At 40.3% G+C, this 19,778-nt stretch carries 16 protein-coding genes; 11 read left to right on the top strand and 5 right to left on the bottom strand.

Going from position 1 to position 19,778, the window contains the following annotated elements:
• Positions 1-22: 22 nt before the first annotated feature.
• From ACFQZJ_RS05830 to guaB, 6 genes are all read left to right on the top strand, one after another.
• Entirely contained in the window at positions 23-271 is a 249-nt protein-coding gene (locus tag ACFQZJ_RS05830; RefSeq protein ID WP_379932968.1) for a hypothetical protein, read from the top strand.
• Between the two features lie 203 nt (positions 272-474).
• Positions 475-1,776, top strand: coding sequence for a DUF4856 domain-containing protein (locus ACFQZJ_RS05835; protein WP_379932969.1), 1,302 nt, complete (start codon positions 475-477; stop codon positions 1,774-1,776).
• 102 nt (positions 1,777-1,878) lie between these two features.
• On the top strand, positions 1,879-3,006 hold the full coding sequence (locus ACFQZJ_RS05840) for an imelysin family protein (RefSeq protein WP_379932970.1): 1,128 nt from the start codon (positions 1,879-1,881) through the stop codon (positions 3,004-3,006).
• Positions 3,007-3,170: 164 nt separating this feature from the next.
• Complete coding sequence (locus ACFQZJ_RS05845) at positions 3,171-4,538, top strand: HTTM domain-containing protein (RefSeq protein WP_379932971.1); 1,368 nt, start codon at positions 3,171-3,173, stop codon at positions 4,536-4,538.
• On the top strand, positions 4,519-6,990 hold the full coding sequence (locus ACFQZJ_RS05850) for a TonB-dependent receptor domain-containing protein (RefSeq protein ID WP_379932973.1): 2,472 nt from the start codon (positions 4,519-4,521) through the stop codon (positions 6,988-6,990). Before ACFQZJ_RS05845 ends, ACFQZJ_RS05850 begins: the two co-directional genes overlap by 20 nt.
• A 174-nt stretch (positions 6,991-7,164) precedes the next feature.
• Positions 7,165-8,637, top strand: coding sequence for an IMP dehydrogenase (gene guaB / locus ACFQZJ_RS05855; protein WP_379932974.1), 1,473 nt, complete (start codon positions 7,165-7,167; stop codon positions 8,635-8,637).
• 102 nt (positions 8,638-8,739) lie between these two features.
• On the opposite strand, the gene ACFQZJ_RS05860 is transcribed toward guaB, so the two are convergent.
• Both ACFQZJ_RS05860 and lysA read right to left on the bottom strand, forming a co-directional pair.
• Positions 8,740-9,270, bottom strand: coding sequence for a thioredoxin family protein (locus tag ACFQZJ_RS05860; RefSeq protein ID WP_379932976.1), 531 nt, complete (start codon positions 9,268-9,270; stop codon positions 8,740-8,742).
• A 59-nt stretch (positions 9,271-9,329) separates the two neighbouring features.
• A complete protein-coding gene (gene lysA / locus ACFQZJ_RS05865; protein ID WP_379932977.1) occupies positions 9,330-10,568 on the bottom strand; it encodes a diaminopimelate decarboxylase in 1,239 nt (412 codons plus the stop codon).
• Positions 10,569-10,809: 241 nt separating this feature from the next.
• Here lysA and ACFQZJ_RS05870 point away from each other — a divergent pair, with 241 nt between their 5' ends.
• The 3 genes from ACFQZJ_RS05870 to ACFQZJ_RS05880 all read left to right on the top strand — a co-directional run bounded on the left by ACFQZJ_RS05870 (position 10,810) and on the right by ACFQZJ_RS05880 (position 13,469).
• A complete protein-coding gene (locus ACFQZJ_RS05870; RefSeq protein ID WP_379932979.1) occupies positions 10,810-11,451 on the top strand; it encodes an LON peptidase substrate-binding domain-containing protein in 642 nt (213 codons plus the stop codon).
• A 107-nt stretch (positions 11,452-11,558) separates the two neighbouring features.
• Positions 11,559-12,752 carry an ADP-forming succinate--CoA ligase subunit beta gene (sucC, locus tag ACFQZJ_RS05875; RefSeq protein ID WP_379932981.1) on the top strand — a complete coding sequence of 398 codons (1,194 nt, stop codon included), beginning with the start codon at positions 11,559-11,561 and terminating at the stop codon, positions 12,750-12,752.
• Between the two features lie 381 nt (positions 12,753-13,133).
• On the top strand, positions 13,134-13,469 hold the full coding sequence (locus ACFQZJ_RS05880) for a hypothetical protein (protein WP_379932983.1): 336 nt from the start codon (positions 13,134-13,136) through the stop codon (positions 13,467-13,469).
• 39 nt (positions 13,470-13,508) lie between these two features.
• Here ACFQZJ_RS05880 and ACFQZJ_RS05885 read toward each other — a convergent pair whose 3' ends face one another.
• Positions 13,509-13,880 (bottom strand): DUF1456 family protein, encoded by a 372-nt coding sequence (locus tag ACFQZJ_RS05885; protein ID WP_379932985.1) that lies wholly within the window; start codon positions 13,878-13,880, stop codon positions 13,509-13,511.
• A 134-nt stretch (positions 13,881-14,014) separates the two neighbouring features.
• Here ACFQZJ_RS05885 and ACFQZJ_RS05890 point away from each other — a divergent pair, with 134 nt between their 5' ends.
• Entirely contained in the window at positions 14,015-14,416 is a 402-nt protein-coding gene (locus tag ACFQZJ_RS05890) for a TerB family tellurite resistance protein (protein ID WP_379932986.1), read from the top strand.
• Positions 14,417-14,892: 476 nt separating this feature from the next.
• Positions 14,893-15,318, top strand: coding sequence for an Hsp20/alpha crystallin family protein (locus tag ACFQZJ_RS05895; RefSeq protein WP_379932987.1), 426 nt, complete (start codon positions 14,893-14,895; stop codon positions 15,316-15,318).
• 621 nt (positions 15,319-15,939) lie between these two features.
• On the opposite strand, the gene uvrB is transcribed toward ACFQZJ_RS05895, so the two are convergent.
• Both uvrB and ACFQZJ_RS05905 read right to left on the bottom strand, forming a co-directional pair.
• Complete coding sequence (gene uvrB / locus ACFQZJ_RS05900) at positions 15,940-17,931, bottom strand: excinuclease ABC subunit UvrB (RefSeq protein ID WP_379932988.1); 1,992 nt, start codon at positions 17,929-17,931, stop codon at positions 15,940-15,942.
• 100 nt (positions 17,932-18,031) lie between these two features.
• Positions 18,032-19,777, bottom strand: a complete 1,746-nt coding sequence (locus ACFQZJ_RS05905; protein ID WP_379932989.1) for a T9SS type B sorting domain-containing protein — start codon at positions 19,775-19,777, stop codon at positions 18,032-18,034.
• Position 19,778: the final 1 nt, after the last annotated feature.

Consider the following 19,778-nt stretch of genomic DNA (forward strand, 5'->3'; position numbering starts at 1 on the left):
TTGAATTTAAAAAAAGAAAGTTATGTCGATACGATTAGGAAACAGTTGCATGAATTGCGAAAATTTAGTAGAAGGAAATACGTGTAAGGTTCATGGGGTAAAAGTTGGAAATAGCTATACCTGTGATAGTTTTGAAATGAAAGCAGCCTTAAAATCCGAGCAGAACTGTGTCAGTTGTGTGCGGTTTGAGACTAGCGATTGCGCAAATCCACAAAAGGCTGCGCCCGGAATGTCCTGTAACCATTGGGCACCACAAGCGGCTATGGCTTAAAAGGCAAAAGCGAGATTGAGCAAACGGCTTCCAGATAACGGAAGCCGTTTTTTTTGGTTCAAGTTTTTTGGCGCGTCCATTTTATTCAAATGTTAAAGTTTTAATTTTATTTAGAATTGATAAGAATAATCTTGTGTAGCTAAAAGAACTGCATTAGATTTGCCATTCTATTTAAAACAAGTCTAAATAAATTTAGTTTACAAATGAAAAAATCAATTTTTGCTGTAATGGCGCTTTCAGGATTGTTGTTTACCTCTTGCGATTCCGATGATGATAATAATGATCCAATAGTTGAGGCCGCTACCTGTGATGATAACGTGCAGAACGGAGATGAGACTGGTATAGATTGCGGAGGTTCTTGCGCCCCTTGTGAAACAGCTATCGAAAACCCTGCAACATATAGTTTCACTCGGGATGGCGACAATACGGTTAGTTTTTCGGGTCAGACCACTAGATTGGAAATGGGAGATGAAATCATATCGGTATTAAAAGACCCGACCACTACGGCCGCAAAACTGACAGCTATGTATGCACATGTAGAAGGCGATATGGATTTTGATGATGCAGATCTTAACAGTTCCGATAAGAACATACGAAGCAAAACTGCCGCGTCCGCAGATTTCTTTTCATCCAATGCTACCGATCAGGCCTTGATTAGAGCTGATTTTGATGCTTGGCTTTCGGCACAGGTAGATGAGGTGTTTCCCAACTGGCAGGTTGCGGCAACTCCAGGTATAGCGGGACAGATAGCCGACGGATCTTCTACCCGGTATGTTAATGCGAAAGGTCTGGAATATGACCAATTATGGACAAAGGGCCTCATAGGAGCCTTGGTAGCCGATCAAGTCTTGAACAATTACCTTAGTCCTGCGGTTTTGGATGCCGGTTCCAACAAAGCCGATAACGATGCCGGAACGGTTGCAGAGGGTAAAAGTTACACTACAATGGAGCACAAATGGGATGAAGCTTTTGGCTATGTCTATGGCCTAAATGCAGATGCAGCCAATCCTAATGCGGATTTAGGAGCCGATAGTTTCCTGAACAAGTACATAGGTCGTGTAGAAGGTGATGATGATTTTGCAGGCATAGCAGATGAAATTTTCCAAGCATTTAAATTAGGAAGGGCAGCGATAGTGGCAAAGGATTATGCTGTTAGGGATGCCCAAGCCGAAATCATCAAACAAAAGATTTCAGAGGTTATTGGAATACGTGCGGTGTATTACCTGCAGCAGGCTAAAAACTTAATTGATACGGAAACACCCGATTATGGAGGTGCATTTCACGATATATCCGAAGGATATGGATTTATTTATAGCCTTCAATTCACAAGAAAGCCAAATTCCAACGACCCTTATTTTAGCAAAGCGGAGGTAGATGCTTTATTGGAAGATCTTATGGACGATGGTGTTAATGGTTTGTGGGATGTTGCTCCTGCTACACTCGAAAGTATGGCAACGGATATTGCCGAAAGATTCGATTTTACACTTGCTGCGGCATCAGAATAATTTAAAGTTGAGTTAAGTTGATAAAAAAGCAGCTCGTTCCCTCAGGATTTGGGTTGCTTTTTTTATTTTTGCAATTAATTTAGAACAAATAAAAATAAATTGATGAAAAAGATACTGGGAGGTTTAGTTTTAATTGCCCTAGTTTGGGCATGTTCATCCGATAATGAAAGTGACGATGCGGTAATTAATCCTGGTATGGTGGTAAAGTTTGAGCGCAATACAATGCTGACAAACTGGGCGGACAATATCATACTACCATCTTATGGAGCCTTTTCGGCAGAGTTGGATGATCTAAGTACCGCTTTTGAAACCTTTAGGGCAGATGCAAGCGTTTCAAACCTAGAAAGTTTTAGAACGGCATGGACATCGGCATATAAAATGTGGCAACGGGTTTCCATGTTCGAGATAGGGCCTGCGGAAACCGTTGGCTTGCGACTAAACATAAATATATATCCGACAGACATTGAAAAAATAAATGATTTTATAGCTTCTGGCGCGTATGATCTCTCGTTGTCCTCCAACAGGGATGCAAAAGGTTTTCCGGCCTTGGATTATTTGATCAATGGTTTTGCAGAAGACGATACTGCTATTGTTGCCAAGTTTAACGGCGAAAATAAAGAAGCGACCCTCATGTATGTCGGTGCCGTCATAGACGATATGACCGCGTTAACCAACCAGGTCGTTGGGGAGTGGGATCAATCGTATCGCGATACATTCGTCGCAAACGATGGTGCTTCTGCAACCGCTTCTGTAGATCGTTTTGTCAACGATTATATCTTTTATTACGAAAAGTTTTTAAGAGCTGGTAAAATGGGAATACCCTTAGGTGTTTTTTCCGGTACTACATTACCAGAGAACGTGGAGGCCTATTACCAACAAGAACTTGCCAACGAGCTTTTTCTTGAGGGTCTAAATGCAGTTCAGGATTTTTTTAACGGTACCCATTTTGGCAGTAATGCCACTGGGGAAAGTTTGGCATCTTATTTAGATGCCCTTAATACGGTAAAAGATGGGGAGGACCTTAATAAGATCATAAATGATCAGTTTAATGCCGCGCGTACCGCGGTCAGCGGTTTGGGATCTTTTAGATCTGAGATAGAGAATAATCCCACGCCAACAAATATGTTGTTGGCCTATGATGCCGTTCAAAAAGCGGTACCTATGTTAAAGGTAGATATGGTGTCCGCTATGAGTATTAGTATAGATTTTGTGGATGCCGATGGTGATTAGGTCTGTCCTTGAAGGTTTGTTCTATCTTTTATATAAAAGATTTACACCAGAGCTATTTTTAGAATTTTAGCTTATAGGTTAAGTGAGAGTAAGTTGCAAAAAGATCTGGAAATCGATAAACTGAATTTAAACGTCAAGAAATACATTGATCTAGTACCGAACAAATGAAATCCTTCATCAAAAGATATATAAACGCTCCTGTGGAGGCCGCCCCTTTGGCGGTCTTTCGCATTTTATTTGGGGTAATGATGTTCTTGAGTATTGTAAGGTTCTGGAGCTACGGTTGGATAGATAAGCTGTACATTCAACCAGAATATTTTTTTTCATATTACGGGTTTGAGTGGGTCAAGCCTGTTGGGGAATTCACCTATGTGGTTTTTTTGATCTGTGCTATTGCCGCCATTTTTGTGGCCATCGGTTATCAGTATAAAGCGGCCATCATCATTTTCTTTTTGAGTTTTACGTACATAGAACTCATGGACAAAACAACCTATTTAAATCATTACTATTTTATCAGTCTGTTGAGTTTTGTCATGATTTTTCTTCCTGCAAGCACCTATTTTTCTATGGATGCGGCCCGTAATCCGCAAAAAGCGCATCAATACGTACCGGCTTGGACGATCAACTGCATAAAACTGTTACTTGGGATCGTTTATTTTTATGCAGGTTTGGCCAAGCTTAACTCCGACTGGTTGGTTAAGGCCATGCCCCTGAAAATATGGCTCCCGTCCAAGTTCGATATTCCTTTATTGGGAGATTTGGTAAGTAAGGAGTGGGCACAGTACCTTTTTAGTTGGTCTGGTGCTCTCTATGATTTGGCTATTCCGTTTCTTTTATTGTCCAAAAAAACGAGACCGTATGCTTTTGTGCTCGTGCTCGTATTTCATGTGCTAACACGTGTGCTGTTTCCTATCGGTATGTTTCCGTATATCATGATTATTTCCACACTGATATTCTTTGATGCCGGCTTACATCATAATATTTTAGGCTTTTTTGCCCGTATCTTCGGTATTGCCAAAACTAGGTTTGATAATGCAAAAAGGTTGGTGTCTAATTATAATGCGGTAACAAAACTAAAATATAACGTTCTCATCGTGTTTTTTGCCCTTCAGCTTTTGGTTCCTTTTCGATATCTACTGTACCCCGGAGAACTGTTTTGGACAGAAGAAGGATATCGGTTTTCCTGGCGTGTAATGTTGATGGAGAAATCCGGTTATGCCCAGTTCAAGATCGTAGACGGGGAAACGGGCAAGTGGTTCTATGTAGATAATACCGATTTTTTAACACCGTTTCAAGAAAAACAAATGGCATTTCAACCCGATTTTATTTTGGAATATGCCCATATTTTAAAAGAGCATTTTGAAAAAGACGGCCATAAAGCGGTACAGGTGTATGTAGATTGTCAAGTTACGCTCAATGGCAGGTTAAGTACCACCTTCATAGATCCTAAAATAGATTTAGCGCAGGAAAGGGAATCATTTGAGCATAAAAATTGGATAACCCCATTTAAAGATGAGATTAAAGGAATTTAGTGGTTTTGTACTATTGCTTTTTGCGTTCCCGTTGTGGGGCCAAGTAACCATTTCTGGCACGGTAACCGATACGCAAGGGACTCCCATAGCTTTTGCAGAGGTTTATTTGAAGCAATTACAACGGTTGGAGAATACCGATGATAATGGGCGTTTTGAGTTTGATAACGTGCCAGGCGGAAAATACACCGTGGTTGCTTTTGCTTATGAATATGAGGTTTTGGAGAAGGAATTGTTGTTCGATACTGCTTTTGAGTTTACCCTTCAGCTCCAAAAATTACGGGCAGAAAAGCTATCGGAGGTGGTGATGACCCAAAAAAGGCAAGAGGTTTTTGCATTAAAACAATTAAAAAAAGTGGAAGGTACCGCCATATACGCCGGAAAAAAGACCGAGGTAGTGCTGTTGGATGGCATTACCGGAAACTTGGCGGCCAACAATCCCAGACAAATATACAGTCAGGTTGTAGGGCTTAATATATACGATAATGGCGATGCGGGATTGCAGTTGAACATTGGCGGTAGGGGACTGGATCCCAACCGAACGGCAAATTTTAATACCCGTCAAAATGGCTATGACATTAGTGCGGATGTCCTTGGGTATCCGGAAAGTTATTATACCCCACCAGCCGAGGCTTTGGAAGAAATTCAGGTCATAAGGGGAGCGGCGTCCTTACAGTACGGAACGCAATTCGGTGGCCTGGTCAACTTCAAATTTAAAAAACCGGCTACCGATAAAAAGGTCGAATGGCTAAGTAGACAAACTCTTGGCTCCTTTGATTTGCGTACTAGCTTTAACAGCTTAAGCGGAACGGTGGGGAAACTAAGCTATTATACCTATTTGAATTACAAAGAGGGGAACGGGTTTAGGCCAAATTCAAATTTTAATAGCCGGAACTATTTTGCCCATGTAGGCTATCAAATGTCCGACAAAACTAAACTGACCTTGGAAACTACCTTTTTGAACTACTTGGCAAAACAGGCAGGAGGACTTACGGACGCCCAGTTTATCGAGGACCCAACATTTAGTAACCGAGAAAGGAACTGGTTTGATGTAGACTGGAAACTATACTCCCTTCGTTTAGATCATAAGTTTTCAAACAAAACCGATTTTAGTCTACATCTTTTTGGTCTGGATGCCTCCAGGAGCGCAGTAGGTTTTAGAACAAACCGCGTTTCCCAACCCGATGATGTTTTAGAACCCAGGGAACTCCTCGTTGATAATTTTCAAAACTGGGGTGCGGAAGCACGGGTGTTGACACGCTATAAACTTGGCGAATCGGAATCTGCCTTGTTGTTGGGTTCAAAAATCTACAGGACTTCCAATGATCAGCGGCAAGGGCCAGGGTCCGTAACCGGTAATGCGGATTTTAATTTCGCCGATGCCGATTTTCCTAATTACGAACGTCAATCACAGTTTGATTTTCCTAATGCCAATCTTGCATTTTTTGGAGAGAATATTTTCAATATTACAACTAAATTTACAGTAACACCTGGCTTTAGGCTGGAGCACATAAAAACTGAAAGTATAGGCAGCTATAATAATATTGTGTTGGATTTGGCCGGTAATCCCCTTTTAAATGAAGAGATTGCCGATAACAGGACTTTTGACCGTACATTCCTTTTAATGGGTTTGGGCGCTACTTATAAATTTGTGCCAGGTTTAGAACTCTACGGTAATTTTTCTCAAAACTATAGGTCGGTTACATTTAGCGATATCAGGGTAGTAAACCCCTCTTTTCAGGTAGACGAGAATATCTCCGATGAAGACGGTTTTACTGCGGATATTGGCGTAAGGGGTAGGTTGGATAATGCGTTTTCTTACGATGTTAGTATGTTTGGTCTCCTATATGACAATAGATTGGGCGAGGTTTTAAAGAGCGAAACCCGTATAAATGCCCTTGGCGAACTAGTAGAAACGGGCCGTATCGTTCGTTTTCGCGGTAATATAGGAACAGCTTTTATGTACGGCTTGGAAAGTTTTGGTAATTGGAGTGTTAAGGAAACGTTTTTTCCCGATATCGAAAAACTTAAGATGAATTATTTCATGAACCTAGCACTTACCAAGTCGGAATATCTATCTTCGGAGGAGGTTGGAGTAGAAGGGAACCAAGTGGAATTTATTCCGGTCGTGAATCTAAAAACAGGTGTGAATTTTGGATACGGTAATTTGTTGGGAAGTTTACAGTACACCTATCTTGCCGATCAATTTACCGATGCCACGAATGCCTTACAGGACGTAAACGACAATCAAAGAGGCATAGAAGGGCAGATACCTGCCTACGATATTTTAGATTTTAGTTTGGCCTATAGCTACAAAAATTGGAAGCTAGAAGCGGGTATCAACAACCTCTTGGACAATAGTTATTTTACCCGTAGGGCAACGGGATATCCCGGGCCTGGTATAATTCCGTCAGAACCAAGAACGTTTTATACTACCTTGCAATTTAGGTTGTAAGGGATTTTAAGGTAATTTATCTGCTGTTGGCGCTTACAAAGTAAGTTGGGCCTTTGCTCTTGTTGGTTTTCGTATGGTCTTGATTCTTGTTACTAGGAGCGCGGCGCTCTTTAGGTATTTCCGAATAAACCAATATTAATTACTATATTTGCACGCAATTAAATCCCTAATTGCATGGAAGCTCACCTAAATAAAATTCTCGGAGAAGGCCTTACGTACGACGACGTACTTTTAGTGCCCGCTTATTCAGAGGTACTGCCTCGAGATGTTAGTATAAAATCCAAGTTTACCCGTAACATAACCATAAACGTGCCTATAGTTTCTGCGGCTATGGATACAGTGACTGAAAGTAGAATGGCAATAGCCATTGCGCAAGAAGGCGGTATCGGTGTGCTTCACAAGAATATGACCATTGAGCAACAAGCGATAAAGGTGAGAAAGGTAAAGCGTGCGGAAAGCGGAATGATATTGGACCCCGTTACCATGCCCTTGGATTCTAAAGTAGGCGATGCTAAGGCCAACATGAAGGAGCACAGCATTGGAGGTATTCCTATCGTAGACGACGCCGGAAAGCTTATAGGTATCGTTACCAATAGGGACTTGCGTTTTGAAAAAAATAATAACAGACCAATTGCCGAAGTCATGACCTCGGATAATTTGGTTACGGCCGCAGAAGGAACTTCACTTTCGGAAGCGGAGGATATTCTCCAAGAGCATAAAATAGAAAAACTTCCCGTAGTCGATGGTGACAATAAGTTGGTCGGCTTAATTACATTTAGGGATATTACCAAGCTTACCCAAAAACCAAATGCAAACAAAGACCGGTACGGCAGGTTACGTGTTGCAGCAGCTTTAGGGGTAACTGCAGATGCTTCGGACAGGGCAGCTGCCTTGGTGGCAGCGGGCGTAGATGCGGTTGTTATCGATACGGCACATGGTCATACCAAGGGAGTGGTCGCGGTCTTGAAATCGGTTAAAAAAAGATTCCCCGACCTGGACGTTATTGTTGGTAACATAGCAACTGGCGAGGCGGCAAAGTATTTAGTGGAAGCTGGTGCTGATGCGGTAAAGGTCGGTATCGGTCCGGGTTCTATATGCACGACGAGGGTAGTTGCAGGTGTTGGTTTTCCTCAGTTTTCAGCAGTGCTCGAAGTAGCGGCGGCCATAAAAGGTTCAGGTGTTCCGGTAATTGCGGACGGCGGTATACGATATACAGGTGATATTCCAAAAGCCATTGCGGCAGGAGCGGATACCGTAATGTTGGGCTCGCTTTTGGCAGGTACAAAAGAATCGCCGGGAGAAACCATTATATATGAGGGCAGAAAATTCAAGTCTTACCGCGGTATGGGCTCCGTGGAAGCAATGAAGCAGGGAAGTAAAGACCGTTACTTCCAAGATGTCGAGGACGATATCAAAAAGCTGGTGCCAGAAGGTATTGTTGGCCGTGTTCCCTACAAAGGCGATCTATATGAAAGTATTCACCAGTTTGTTGGAGGGTTGCGTGCAGGAATGGGGTATTGTGGTGCAAAAGATGTTGATACCTTAAAGGAAACAGGGCGCTTTGTCAAAATAACCGCTAGTGGTATAAATGAAAGTCATCCACATGATGTGACCATTACCAAAGAGAGTCCTAATTATAGTAGATAGTAAGGAGTATCAAATAAATATATCAAAAGAGCCTAGCACTTATAAGACTGCTAGGCTTTTTTAATTTTTGTGTTCCTGCGGTCGCAAAGTTTAACAGTGGTACTACTTTGCCCCAGCGTATGTTTTCCAATCCTTGTCCTTATAAATATCTTCTCCAAAATATTTGGCGATATTTAGGAAAGGTTCAGGTTTTTGATATCCAGGTACCGGTGAAAGCATATTCAATTCTTCGTCTAGAAAGATAGTAGTGGGATAACTTAGTCTGCCCTGCATTAACGCTGCGGCCAGTTCATGATATCCCTTACGTCCAGAAGCGATGAACTTATAGGTCTTTCCTTTAAACTCGATCGGGTCTTTTCCTTCACCGTCCATCTTTACCATATAGAAATTGGCTTCCATATATTTGGCAACTTCCGGGTTTTGAAAGGTATCCTTATCCATTTTTTTGCACCATCCGCACCAGTCGGTGTAGACATCTATAAAAACTTTTTTTGGATTTTCTTCGGTGGCGGCCAGTTCAACCGCTTGCGAAAAGGAGACCCAATTGACTTCTTGAGCAAATAAAAACGATGTAAAAAGTAGTAGAAACCCGGTAAGCCCGATGTTTTTATAATCTATAGAGTTCGTTTGCATGATATTCATTTGAGCCTTAGTCCAATTAGTATACCAAAGCTAACGAATTTTCTTTGTTTTTATTTTACCGATGCAATCTGCTTGACGGTGAACAGGTCTTTGGTGTCTACTTGGTTTTTGACCAAATCATCAAAAGTTTCACGTTCCCGTATTAATATGGCTTTTCCTTCATGCCACAATACCTCCGGTGGCCTAAATCTGGAATTATAATTACTGGCCATGGTAAAGCAGTACGCACCTGCATTTTTAAAGGAAAGAATATCTCCTTCGGTAATTTCGTTGATCCTCCTGTTACTGGCAAAAGTATCCGTTTCACATATATAACCCACCACGGAGTAATACCGTTCCCTGCCCTCAGGATTGGATATGTTTTCAATTTCGTGGCTAGAACCATAAAGCATGGGGCGTATAAGGTGGTTAAAACCAGAATCTATACTTGCGAATACGGTAGATGTCGTTTGTTTTACTACGTTTACTTTGGCCAAGAAAAATCCTGCCTCGCTCACCAAAAACTTGCCCGGCTCAAAAGCTAGTGTTAGTTCTTTGCCGTACTCGGCACAGAATTCGTTGAACCGAGTGCTCAACTTTTTGCCCAGCTCCTCTATATTGGTCTCTATATCCCCATCTTTATAAGGTACCTTAAACCCACTTCCAAAATCTATAAAATCCAGGTTCTTGAAATTTTTGGCCGTTTCAAATAAAATTTCCGACGCGTACAAGAACACATCAATATCTAATATATCACTCCCCGTATGCATGTGAATACCGTTAATATTCATTTGGGTGAGTTCCACAATGCGTAATAGGTGTGGAATTTGATGTATGCTGATGCCGAATTTAGAATCGATATGTCCCACGGAAATATTAGAGTTTCCACCAGCCATGACATGCGGATTGATACGGATACAAACGGGAATTTTTGGATGCTTACTCCCAAATTGCTCCAAAATGGAGAGGTTGTCTATATTGATGCGAACACCTAGTTTAGCTGCCTCCTCTATCTCTTCAAGAGAAACCCCGTTAGGGGTAAATATGATGGATTCTGGCTTAAAGCCTGCTAAAAGTCCTAACTGTACCTCTTGTATGGATACCGTATCCAGACCGCTTCCTAAACTGTTCATTAGTTTAAGGATACTGATGTTTGAAAGGGCCTTTGCGGCATAGTTCAACTTCAGATGTTTTACAGAACCAAAGGCATTGGTAAGTCTGTTGAATTGTGAAATTATTTTAGCGGAGTCATAAACGTAAACCGGATCACCGTACGTTTTTGCTATTTTTAATAAATCCGTGTTTCTCATAACTAAAACTTTTTGGCAAATCTAGAGTACTGTACTGGTTTCCACAAAAAAAATTACAGAATAAGTTTAAATATCACAATTTGTTACATTTGAAACAATATATAAATTTTAGATTGCTTGTCTTACCGGTCTACTGGTCGTAATTTTAAATAGTGAAAAGACTTGCCAACGTTTCTTCTGAAGCGTGGCATATACTACCATGTGTAGACTATTGTTAATTAATTGGATAAACATATTTAAGATGAGATTACCTTTATTTCCATTACAGTCCATATTTTTTCCTGGCGAAACCGTACCGTTACATATTTTTGAGCCGCGCTACAAGCAATTGATAAATGATTGTAAGGACGAGGCCATAACCTTTGGCATACCGGTATACATTAATAATGGTATGCAATATGGTGTTGAGGTGCAGCTTGTAGAGGTGGTCACGCGTTACGAGAGTGGTGAGATGGATGTGGTTTGCGTTGCCAGACAGGTATTTAAATTACGCTCTTTTGAACAGCAGTTCAACGGTAAATTGTATGCGGGCGGAGATGTGGAGCTGTTAGCCTACGATTATGAAGCTGATGAAACTTTCAAAACCCAGGTATTAAACAATATTAGGGATTTGTACGCTATTATGGAAGTGCCCTTTTCCTCCGCAAGTTTAGAAAAGTTCAATAGTTTTACCTTAGCACATAAAATGGGACTTTCTTTTGAACAAGAATATGCATTGTTGCAAATTCCAAAAGAAATGGATCGTCTTATTTTTATAAACGAGCATTTAATAAGAACGATAGGGGTACTGAGCGAGGTGGAAAGAACTAGGCGGGCCATTGAATTAAATGGACATTTTAAAAATTTTGACCCTCTAGATTTTAAGGATATTGAAATAGAGTAACGAAATGGTGTGCAGATCGGTCCCAAACGGTGAATTATTCATTTTAATTTTTCGATTATTACCCCTCGTTTCCTATTTTTGCAGAACTAATAAAATCACGAATATATATGGATCTTCACGAATATCAAGGAAAAGAGATATTGGCCAGTTTTGGCGTACGCATACAAAGAGGTATCGTAGCCCACAGCCCAAAAGAAGCTGTAGATGCCGCAAAAAAGTTAACCGAAGAAACTGGAACCGGATGGCATGTTATAAAAGCACAGGTGCATGCAGGTGGTCGTGGTAAGGGTGGCGGGGTAAAACTTGCGAAAAACGTTAAGGAGGTCGAAGAGATAGCCGGAACTATTATTGGGATGGATTTGGTTACGCCTCAAACGTCTGCCCAAGGAAAAAGAGTGCACCAAGTATTGGTATGCGAGGACGTTTACTATCCAGGGGATAGTGAAACCAGTGAGTTCTACATGTCGGTGCTTTTGAATAGGGGAACTGGTAAAAATATGATCATGTACTCCACCGAAGGTGGGATGGATATAGAAGAGGTTGCAGAAAAGACGCCACATCTGATCTTTACCGAGGAAATAGATCCTGGAACAGGATTATTGGGGTTTCAGGCACGTAAAATTGCTTTTAACCTAGGGCTTTCGGGAATGGCTTTTAAAGAAATGACAAAGTTTGTTGCTTCGCTATACAAGGCCTACGTTGAAAGTGATTCCAGCATGTTCGAGATCAATCCGGTATTAAAGACCTCGGACGATAAAATTATGGCCGTGGATGCCAAAGTTTCCATTGATGATAATGCGTTGTACCGCAGAAAGCAATATGCCGAAATGCGCGATTTACGTGAAGAGAATCCTATTGAAGTAGAGGCAAGCGCTTTGGGTCTTAATTATGTTGATTTAGACGGTAATGTTGGCTGTATGGTAAATGGGGCGGGTCTTGCAATGGCGACCATGGACTTGATCAAGATGGCCGGTGGAGAGCCTGCCAACTTCTTGGATGTAGGTGGTACGGCAGATGCCAAGAGGGTTGAAGAAGCTTTTCGTATTATATTAAAAGACCCTGGAGTAAAGGCTATTTTGGTAAACATCTTTGGCGGTATCGTACGTTGTGATAGGGTGGCAAACGGAATCGTAGAGGCCTATAAAAATATGGGAGACGCCATGAATGTTCCAATTATAGTTCGTTTACAAGGTACTAATGCGGAAATAGCAAAGGAAATCATAGATAACTCGGGACTCGCAGTACATTCGGCCGTGCAGTTTCAAGAGGCTGCGGACAAGGTTAAAGAAGTTTTAGCCTAATGTAAATTATAGTAGTTTTAATGGAATTAGGGCAGCGTTTTTAAACGCTGCCCTTTTTTTGTACCGCAAATTGGTTTGTGGCAGTTTTCTTTTTTGAGTTTAAAATTTTCTTTGCCCACTGCCTTGTTCATGCCTAGTGCTCGTTGCGGTTTATGTAATAGGTTTTATTCCGCCCTTGAAAATCGTTTGTAAAAGCAACTGGTATGCCTTCTCATTCAGGGAGAAGTAGAATAACTTCGTTTTAAAAAAATGTTAAAAAACGATTTTATTGTAACAGTATTCATTTTGGAGCGTCTTTTAAGTAATTCATCATCAATCAATTATTAATCAAGTTCCGATTAACTTCGACAATCATCGAACGGAACTAAAAACAAACAAGTCATGAGAAAATTAAGTTATGTTATCGTAGCTGCAATGCTATTGTCCACGAGTGCAATTTTTGCAAACACCCCGGAACTTCCCGAGCCTACCAGAGGTCTATCCGAACAGATTACCGAACTATTATCCGATAATTCTTTTTCGGAGGGGGAATGTGATTCAACTGCACAAGTACGGTTTACGCTAAACGAAGAAGGGCAAATTGTAGTACTCTCTGTAGAGACCGCCTCTGAAAATCTAGAGCGTTTCGTTAAAAACAGGTTGAACTATAAAAAAGTAAAAATTTCTAATGTAGTCGAAGGAAAACTGTATACCGTTCCCGTAAGAGTAACCTCTTGAATGCATTTGAATTAGCTAAAAAATCCTAAGGACATTACCTTAGGATTTTTTTTTGTTCTTATATCTTACACTCGGCACGGCCCTATCTATCTTTTTTAATTGTTTTGCTTTAAAACTTTTATCCTTATCAATATGTTGTTTGTTCTCTTCCCTCGCTTGGCTTAGAAGGACCTCTCCCGGGTTTTTTGGATTCTCCTTGGTGCCTCTTAAATGAATGACCAAGCCGTTTAGGAAATTCCGTAAGACCTGGTCGCCACATTCCATATAATTAGGGTGGTCTTCCTTTCTAAAGAAGGCGCTCAGCTCGGTCTTTGATATTTTGAAATCTACAAGGGTTAGAATGTGTATAATATCGTCGTCCCTGAATTTTAATGCGACACGTAGTTTTTTGAAAACATCATTATTTGTCATTAGTATCTAGTTTATTGCAAGGTATTATAAATTACACAAAGAAGAAGAGCACTATAAATAATTACGCTTATTATATACGATAATGGGTTTTGAAGAGTTATTTAAATAGCTGTAGATTAGTTGATAAGATAGCCATGAATACGGAAAAGGAAAAACTTAGTATACTTTCAGAAATGATTTCTTTTGCCAGGGTGGACAATACCATTAAACAAGCGGAGTATGATTTTCTTTTTAACGTCTCCCAACAACTTGGGATACGTAAAACCGTGTTCGATGATCTTTTTAAAAACGAAGCGGAACATGTGATACCCAAATCACAGGCAGAGCGTTTAGTTCAGTTTAATCGTCTTATTTTACTAATGAACGTGGATGATGGCCAGGAGCTGAACGAAATAAGGCGTTTACATGATATTGGACTCGCTATGGGGCTTCCGCCATCTGCTATTCAGCAAGTATTGTCCATAATGCACAAGTATCCCAATAAGGTTGTTCCTCCGGAGACTATCATCAACATATTTAAGGCGCACTACAACTAGCGCTTGTATATCCTATATCACCTGTTACTTAAGATTTACCATATATGCCCATAGTGCTGTAGTTGTTTAGTACCCAACGCCGGTATATGTAGCTAAGGTTTAAGCTGGACTTCGAGAGAGATGATACGCTCCCAAATTCTTTGGAGAAGCAGTCCAAATTATTCCATAGCCTAGTGATTTCTTTATTGTCCTAAATTAAAACAGGGTTGGTCCGTTTCCCTTGTATCGGTTGCACGTATATAGTTGTCTTACCTAATTCGGTCTTTGCTATTGACTCGTTTATGCTCCTTAACCAACTCAAAACACCCATTTCTGTTGCGATTAATTAGATAAGGCGTTCTAATGGTAGTTGTATATGACATAAAGACAGTTTATTAGCAGAGGTAACCGACAAAAAGGCAGTATTTTTGAACTGGTATAGGATTTGACCTATGAAGAGCGTAACAGATGTTTAACCGTATTAAAAAAATATAATTATGAGTTTAGTTAAAAGTAATGATATGTTGTTTCCTTCGTTAATGAATGAAATATTCAAACCGGATTGGTTTGGAGGAATGAACGATGCAACGGCTGTAGTGCCAGCTGTGAATATAATAGAAAATGAAAAGGCTTTTGAGTTAGCACTTTCGGTTCCGGGTAGGACTAAAGAACAATTTAAGATAGAAGTTGATGATAATAAGCTTACGGTTTCTTCCGAGGTGAATACCGAAAAGGAAACCGAAGGGGTGAAATTTACCCGTAGGGAATTTGCTTTTAGATCCTTTAAAAGAGTTTTTTCACTTCCGGAAACTATAAATCTAGATGAAATTAAGGCGGATTATGTAAACGGAATTTTGAAGTTTACCTTACCTAAAAAAGAGGAAGCCTTGCCAAAACCAAAACGCATGATCGAGTTGGCTTAGGTTGAAAAGTGATTAAATTTAGAAACGGGGAAATATCGTTTTTAAGTTTTAGTTTGGTTGGTTGGTTGAGAAAGTGTCTTGAGAAATCAGGACACTTTTTTTGTTTGGATTTAAAGAGAAAATATAGAATACGCTATTTCGTACATCGAAGATGAACTATTTTTTTGAACGGTTGGTTGCTCTTTAAATTGAAAATCCTAAGGCGGGTTGTGTGCGGTTTTTTATAGAAATAGAGCAGGGGCTTGGTACTTTTTTTAATTTGGATATTTGAAGTGTGTACCGGTTGAAAAAGGTTAGTTTTAGGAGCAGAATTAACTGCCGTTTTTAAGACGGTCAATATTTGATTTTTAAACCAAAATATTGTTGTATATTCGATAAAGTAGAAGTGTTTTTCTCTGGTAGTTAGCTTCTTCTTAAAATCGAACAAGTGTTTTTTTAATGTTTTTTAGTATCCACTATTTTTTTAAAAAATCCTTATTTTCATATCAACTATTGAATGATTTATAATTTTTAGACTTATCTAAAAATTATTTTAATATGCTGTATTCCAATTTTTTAAATAGGTTTGATTTATCCTAAACATTAAGTATTCGTAAATTTGGGGTTTAAGTAGGTTTGGCACTATATTTCCTGCTCTTGAAGTCCCTTTATTTCGTCACGTAGTTTTGCAGCTTGCATAAAATCCAACTCTTTTGCCGCCTTTTCCATCGCCTTTCTTTTTTCGCGAATCATCTTTTCTATTTGATCTTTTGTTAGGTATTGCAAGTCGGGTTCTGCTGCTCTTAATTCTTCCTTTTCAAAGTGGTAGGTAGAGACCGAATTTTTAGATAGTACACTGTCCAAACTTTTGTTCAACGCTGTTGGCGTAATATTGTTTTTAACATTGTAGGCAATCTGTTTTTCCCTTCTATAGGTTGTTTCATCTATGGTCTTTTGCATACTTGCCGTAATCTTGTCCGCGTACATGATGGCAAGACCGTTTAAGTTTCTCGCGGCTCGCCCAACAGTTTGTGTCAGGGATCTATTGCTACGTAAAAAACCTTCTTTATCGGCGTCTAAAATTGCCACCAAGGATACCTCTGGTAGATCTAATCCTTCTCTTAAAAGGTTAACACCAATTAGTACGTCAAAAATACCTTTTCTCAAATCTTGCATAATTTCTACGCGTTCCAAGGTATCTACATCACTATGAATGTATCTGCACCGCACACTGATCCTGTCGAGGTATTTTGCCAACTCTTCCGCCATGCGTTTGGTCAACGTTGTAACCAACGTACGTTCGTCTTTTTCAACTCTAATTTGTATTTCCTCTACCAAATCATCGATTTGATTTAAACTGGGCCTTACCTCTATAACAGGGTCTAAAAGTCCTGTAGGTCTTATAACCTGTTCTACAAAAACACCCTGACTTAATTGGAGCTCATAATCTGCCGGTGTTGCACTTACGTATAGTACTTGGTTTTGTAGCGCTTCAAACTCTTCAAATTTTAAAGGTCTGTTGTCCATAGCTGCAGGTAAACGGAATCCATAATCCACTAAATTTACTTTTCGTGATCGGTCTCCACCGTACATAGCATGTACTTGAGGAATAGTTACATGGCTTTCATCTATGACCATTAAGTAATCATCCGGAAAATAATCCAATAGGCAAAAGGGTCTAGTTCCCGGTTCCCTGCCGTCAAGGTATCTAGAATAGTTCTCGATTCCAGAACAATAACCAAGTTCCCGGATCATTTCCAAATCAAAGTTAGTTCGTTCTTCCAAACGTTTTGCTTCCAAGGGTTTTCCTATTTCCTTAAAGTAGTCTATTTGCTTTACAAGATCATCTTGAATATTATGTATCGCCCCTTGCAGTATATCCGGAGAAGTCACGAACATGTTCGCCGGATAAATGGTAAGGGTTTCGTAAACCTCTATCACATTGTTGTTAAACGGGTCAAAAGCTTCTATTTCCTCTATTTCGTCCCCAAAGAAATGTATTCTAAAAGCATGGTCTGCATAACTGGGGAAAACGTCCACTACATCTCCCTTTACCCTAAAGTTACCGTTACGGAAATCTGCCGTAGTTCTTGAATATAGGCTTTGGACGAGTTGATGCAAGAATTTAGTGCGCGCAACTACTTGGTCTTTTTCTATGGTGATGACATTTTTTTGAAACTCAACGGGGTTTCCTATACCATAAAGACAAGATACGGATGCGACAACAAGCACATCGCGGCGTCCGGATAACAAGGAGGAGGTAGTACTTAATCGAAGTTTTTCTATATCCTCGTTGATAGATAGATCTTTTTCTATATAGACACCACTGGTTGGAATAAAAGCTTCAGGCTGATAGTAATCATAATAGGATACGAAATATTCAACGGCATTGTTCGGAAAAAACTGTTTAAACTCCGAATATAGTTGTGCTGCCAGCGTTTTGTTGTGTGCAAGAAGTAAGGTCGGTTTTTGTACCTTCTCTATAACGTTGGCCACCGTAAAGGTCTTTCCCGATCCGGTTACCCCAAGTAGGGTTTGGTACTTTTCCCCTTGGTCCAAGCCTTTCGTAAGTTCTTTTATGGCATTGGGCTGGTCACCTGTTGGTTTGAATTCCGATACAATTTTAAATTTCATATTGTAAAAATACAAAATGACGTTTCAGAAACGTATACCAATGCTTTTAATTCTAATTTGAAACGATATGCCGTTAAACTCAATTAATAATATTCCTTAACTATCGTTTTAAGGAAAAATGGCCGTTGATATATTCATTCTCGGTTGATATTGCCGTAAACCAATAATCAGATTCAGGTGCTGGTCTTCCGTTATGTAAACCGTTCCACCCTTGAGAGGTAGGGTCTATTTGTGCAATTAATACACCAAATCTATTGAATATAAAAATAGTACTAACATTTAGTTGGCCTTTATCCAAGAGCGGTATGTATTGCCAAAAATCGTTGACGCCATCGCCATTAGGCGTAAAGAATTTTGGAAAGCTGTTTGGGTTCAGTTCGTTTTCTGTGGTTCTTTCGGCTATGCCGCATCCATTTTTATCTCTGGCGTATATGGTATGATCACCTGGCGATACTCCGGTAAATCTGTTATCATCTTGGTACGGGCCGTTTATATCGTCCAATGCATATTCATAGCTTCCAGAACCGGCCACGAAGGCTTCAAGTGTAAGTCCTAATGAAGTTTCCGAGACTTTTATATCATTAATTTTAGGTACTTCCGAGGCTAAAACCGTAACAGTCTTTACAGTAGGGCACTCTATGAAAATATCGGCTACAGAAAATATATTAAAAACCTCATATCTATATTGTCCTGGTTCCGAAAAAGTAACTTCAGCGGTTGTCGATATTATACTTCCTCTTCTAATATTGGTCCAACGATATCCCTCTGCGCTATCTGGAGAGGTATAGGAGGCAGAAGGTGCATCCAGACAGATTTCTATTACATCGGGTACAACCGTTGTTGGATTCAGGAAGCTTACTGCCCCTGTACTTTCGTCAATATAGGGGCCGCATCCAGGGATTGTGGAGAATGACTCTTGAATACACCCTACCGCATCACCGGTAGCATTAAAAGGGACTATGGTGATAAAAAAGGTTGTGTTAGGCTCAAAATCGATAACCGTAGTAGCATTGGTCGAAAATGGAGCGTTGTCCAGTATGTTTCGCTCCGCTGCTGAATTCCCAATAGATACCCGGTACCCTGTAGCGTCCGGTACGGCATTCCATTCAATACGTGGTGTAAGTGGAACATTAATAGCTCCGTTTGCCGGGGATATGAGCGAGGTACATAGGGGTATTGGAGCCAACTCTGCGGTTGTAAACGATATTTCAGCGCATGTTGGGCTAGGGTTGTTTTCGTTGTAAGGAGTAACACGAACAAAAATGGTCGTATTTGGCGGTAAATCTGATGGTGGATCATAGCTGAGATTGTTTCCAAGATCTATGTTATTTGTAATATCGGTGCCGTTTGGCGTTGTTCCGATAGACACCAAATATCCCGTGGCAAAGGTCGCGTAGTTCCAACTAATATCCGTTTCAATACTCACGTCCGTTGCACCGTTTAAAGGATTATCAAACGTTGTACAACCCGGGGGCACTGTCACATTAACGGTCCTAAAGGTCTCGCTAGCACAGATAATGTTGGTTACATTGCCAAAAATAAAAAGGCTAATGGTTACATAAATCTGGGTATTGTCAGGCAGACCCAACAACGGGTTATACGTACTAGCGCTTCCAACATTTAAGCCGTTTAAAATTTCTGTACCGCCAGGAGTGGTACCCAGGGATATTATATAGGCTGTTACTCCGGGTACCGCATTCCAACTAATGGCCGAGGTAATTGCAATGTCCGTGCTCCCGTTTAAAGGTAAGGTTAGTAGGGGGCAGTCCTGTGCTTTAAGACCTTGTGAGGATACCAATAGAACTAGCACAATAATTAGCCGATATGTTTTACGAAAGCTGATCATG

This window comes from Maribacter chungangensis (assembly GCF_042676845.1).
Lineage (GTDB): Bacteria > Bacteroidota > Bacteroidia > Flavobacteriales > Flavobacteriaceae > Maribacter > Maribacter chungangensis.

Bases quoted from the DNA above. Each gene is read 5' to 3' on its own strand.
- ACFQZJ_RS05830 (WP_379932968.1), top strand. From the start codon at position 23: ATGTCGATACGATTAGGAAACAGTTGCATGAATTGCGAAAATTTAGTA.
- ACFQZJ_RS05835 (WP_379932969.1), top strand. From the start codon at position 475: ATGAAAAAATCAATTTTTGCTGTAATGGCGCTTTCAGGATTGTTGTTT.
- ACFQZJ_RS05840 (WP_379932970.1), top strand. From the start codon at position 1,879: ATGAAAAAGATACTGGGAGGTTTAGTTTTAATTGCCCTAGTTTGGGCA.
- ACFQZJ_RS05845 (WP_379932971.1), top strand. From the start codon at position 3,171: ATGAAATCCTTCATCAAAAGATATATAAACGCTCCTGTGGAGGCCGCC.
- ACFQZJ_RS05850 (WP_379932973.1), top strand. From the start codon at position 4,519: ATGAGATTAAAGGAATTTAGTGGTTTTGTACTATTGCTTTTTGCGTTC.
- guaB (WP_379932974.1), top strand. From the start codon at position 7,165: ATGGAAGCTCACCTAAATAAAATTCTCGGAGAAGGCCTTACGTACGAC.
- ACFQZJ_RS05860 (WP_379932976.1), bottom strand. From the start codon at position 9,270: ATGCAAACGAACTCTATAGATTATAAAAACATCGGGCTTACCGGGTTT.
- lysA (WP_379932977.1), bottom strand. From the start codon at position 10,568: ATGAGAAACACGGATTTATTAAAAATAGCAAAAACGTACGGTGATCCG.
- ACFQZJ_RS05870 (WP_379932979.1), top strand. From the start codon at position 10,810: ATGAGATTACCTTTATTTCCATTACAGTCCATATTTTTTCCTGGCGAA.
- sucC (WP_379932981.1), top strand. From the start codon at position 11,559: ATGGATCTTCACGAATATCAAGGAAAAGAGATATTGGCCAGTTTTGGC.
- ACFQZJ_RS05880 (WP_379932983.1), top strand. From the start codon at position 13,134: ATGAGAAAATTAAGTTATGTTATCGTAGCTGCAATGCTATTGTCCACG.
- ACFQZJ_RS05885 (WP_379932985.1), bottom strand. From the start codon at position 13,880: ATGACAAATAATGATGTTTTCAAAAAACTACGTGTCGCATTAAAATTC.
- ACFQZJ_RS05890 (WP_379932986.1), top strand. From the start codon at position 14,015: ATGAATACGGAAAAGGAAAAACTTAGTATACTTTCAGAAATGATTTCT.
- ACFQZJ_RS05895 (WP_379932987.1), top strand. From the start codon at position 14,893: ATGAGTTTAGTTAAAAGTAATGATATGTTGTTTCCTTCGTTAATGAAT.
- uvrB (WP_379932988.1), bottom strand. From the start codon at position 17,931: ATGAAATTTAAAATTGTATCGGAATTCAAACCAACAGGTGACCAGCCC.
- ACFQZJ_RS05905 (WP_379932989.1), bottom strand. From the start codon at position 19,777: ATGATCAGCTTTCGTAAAACATATCGGCTAATTATTGTGCTAGTTCTA.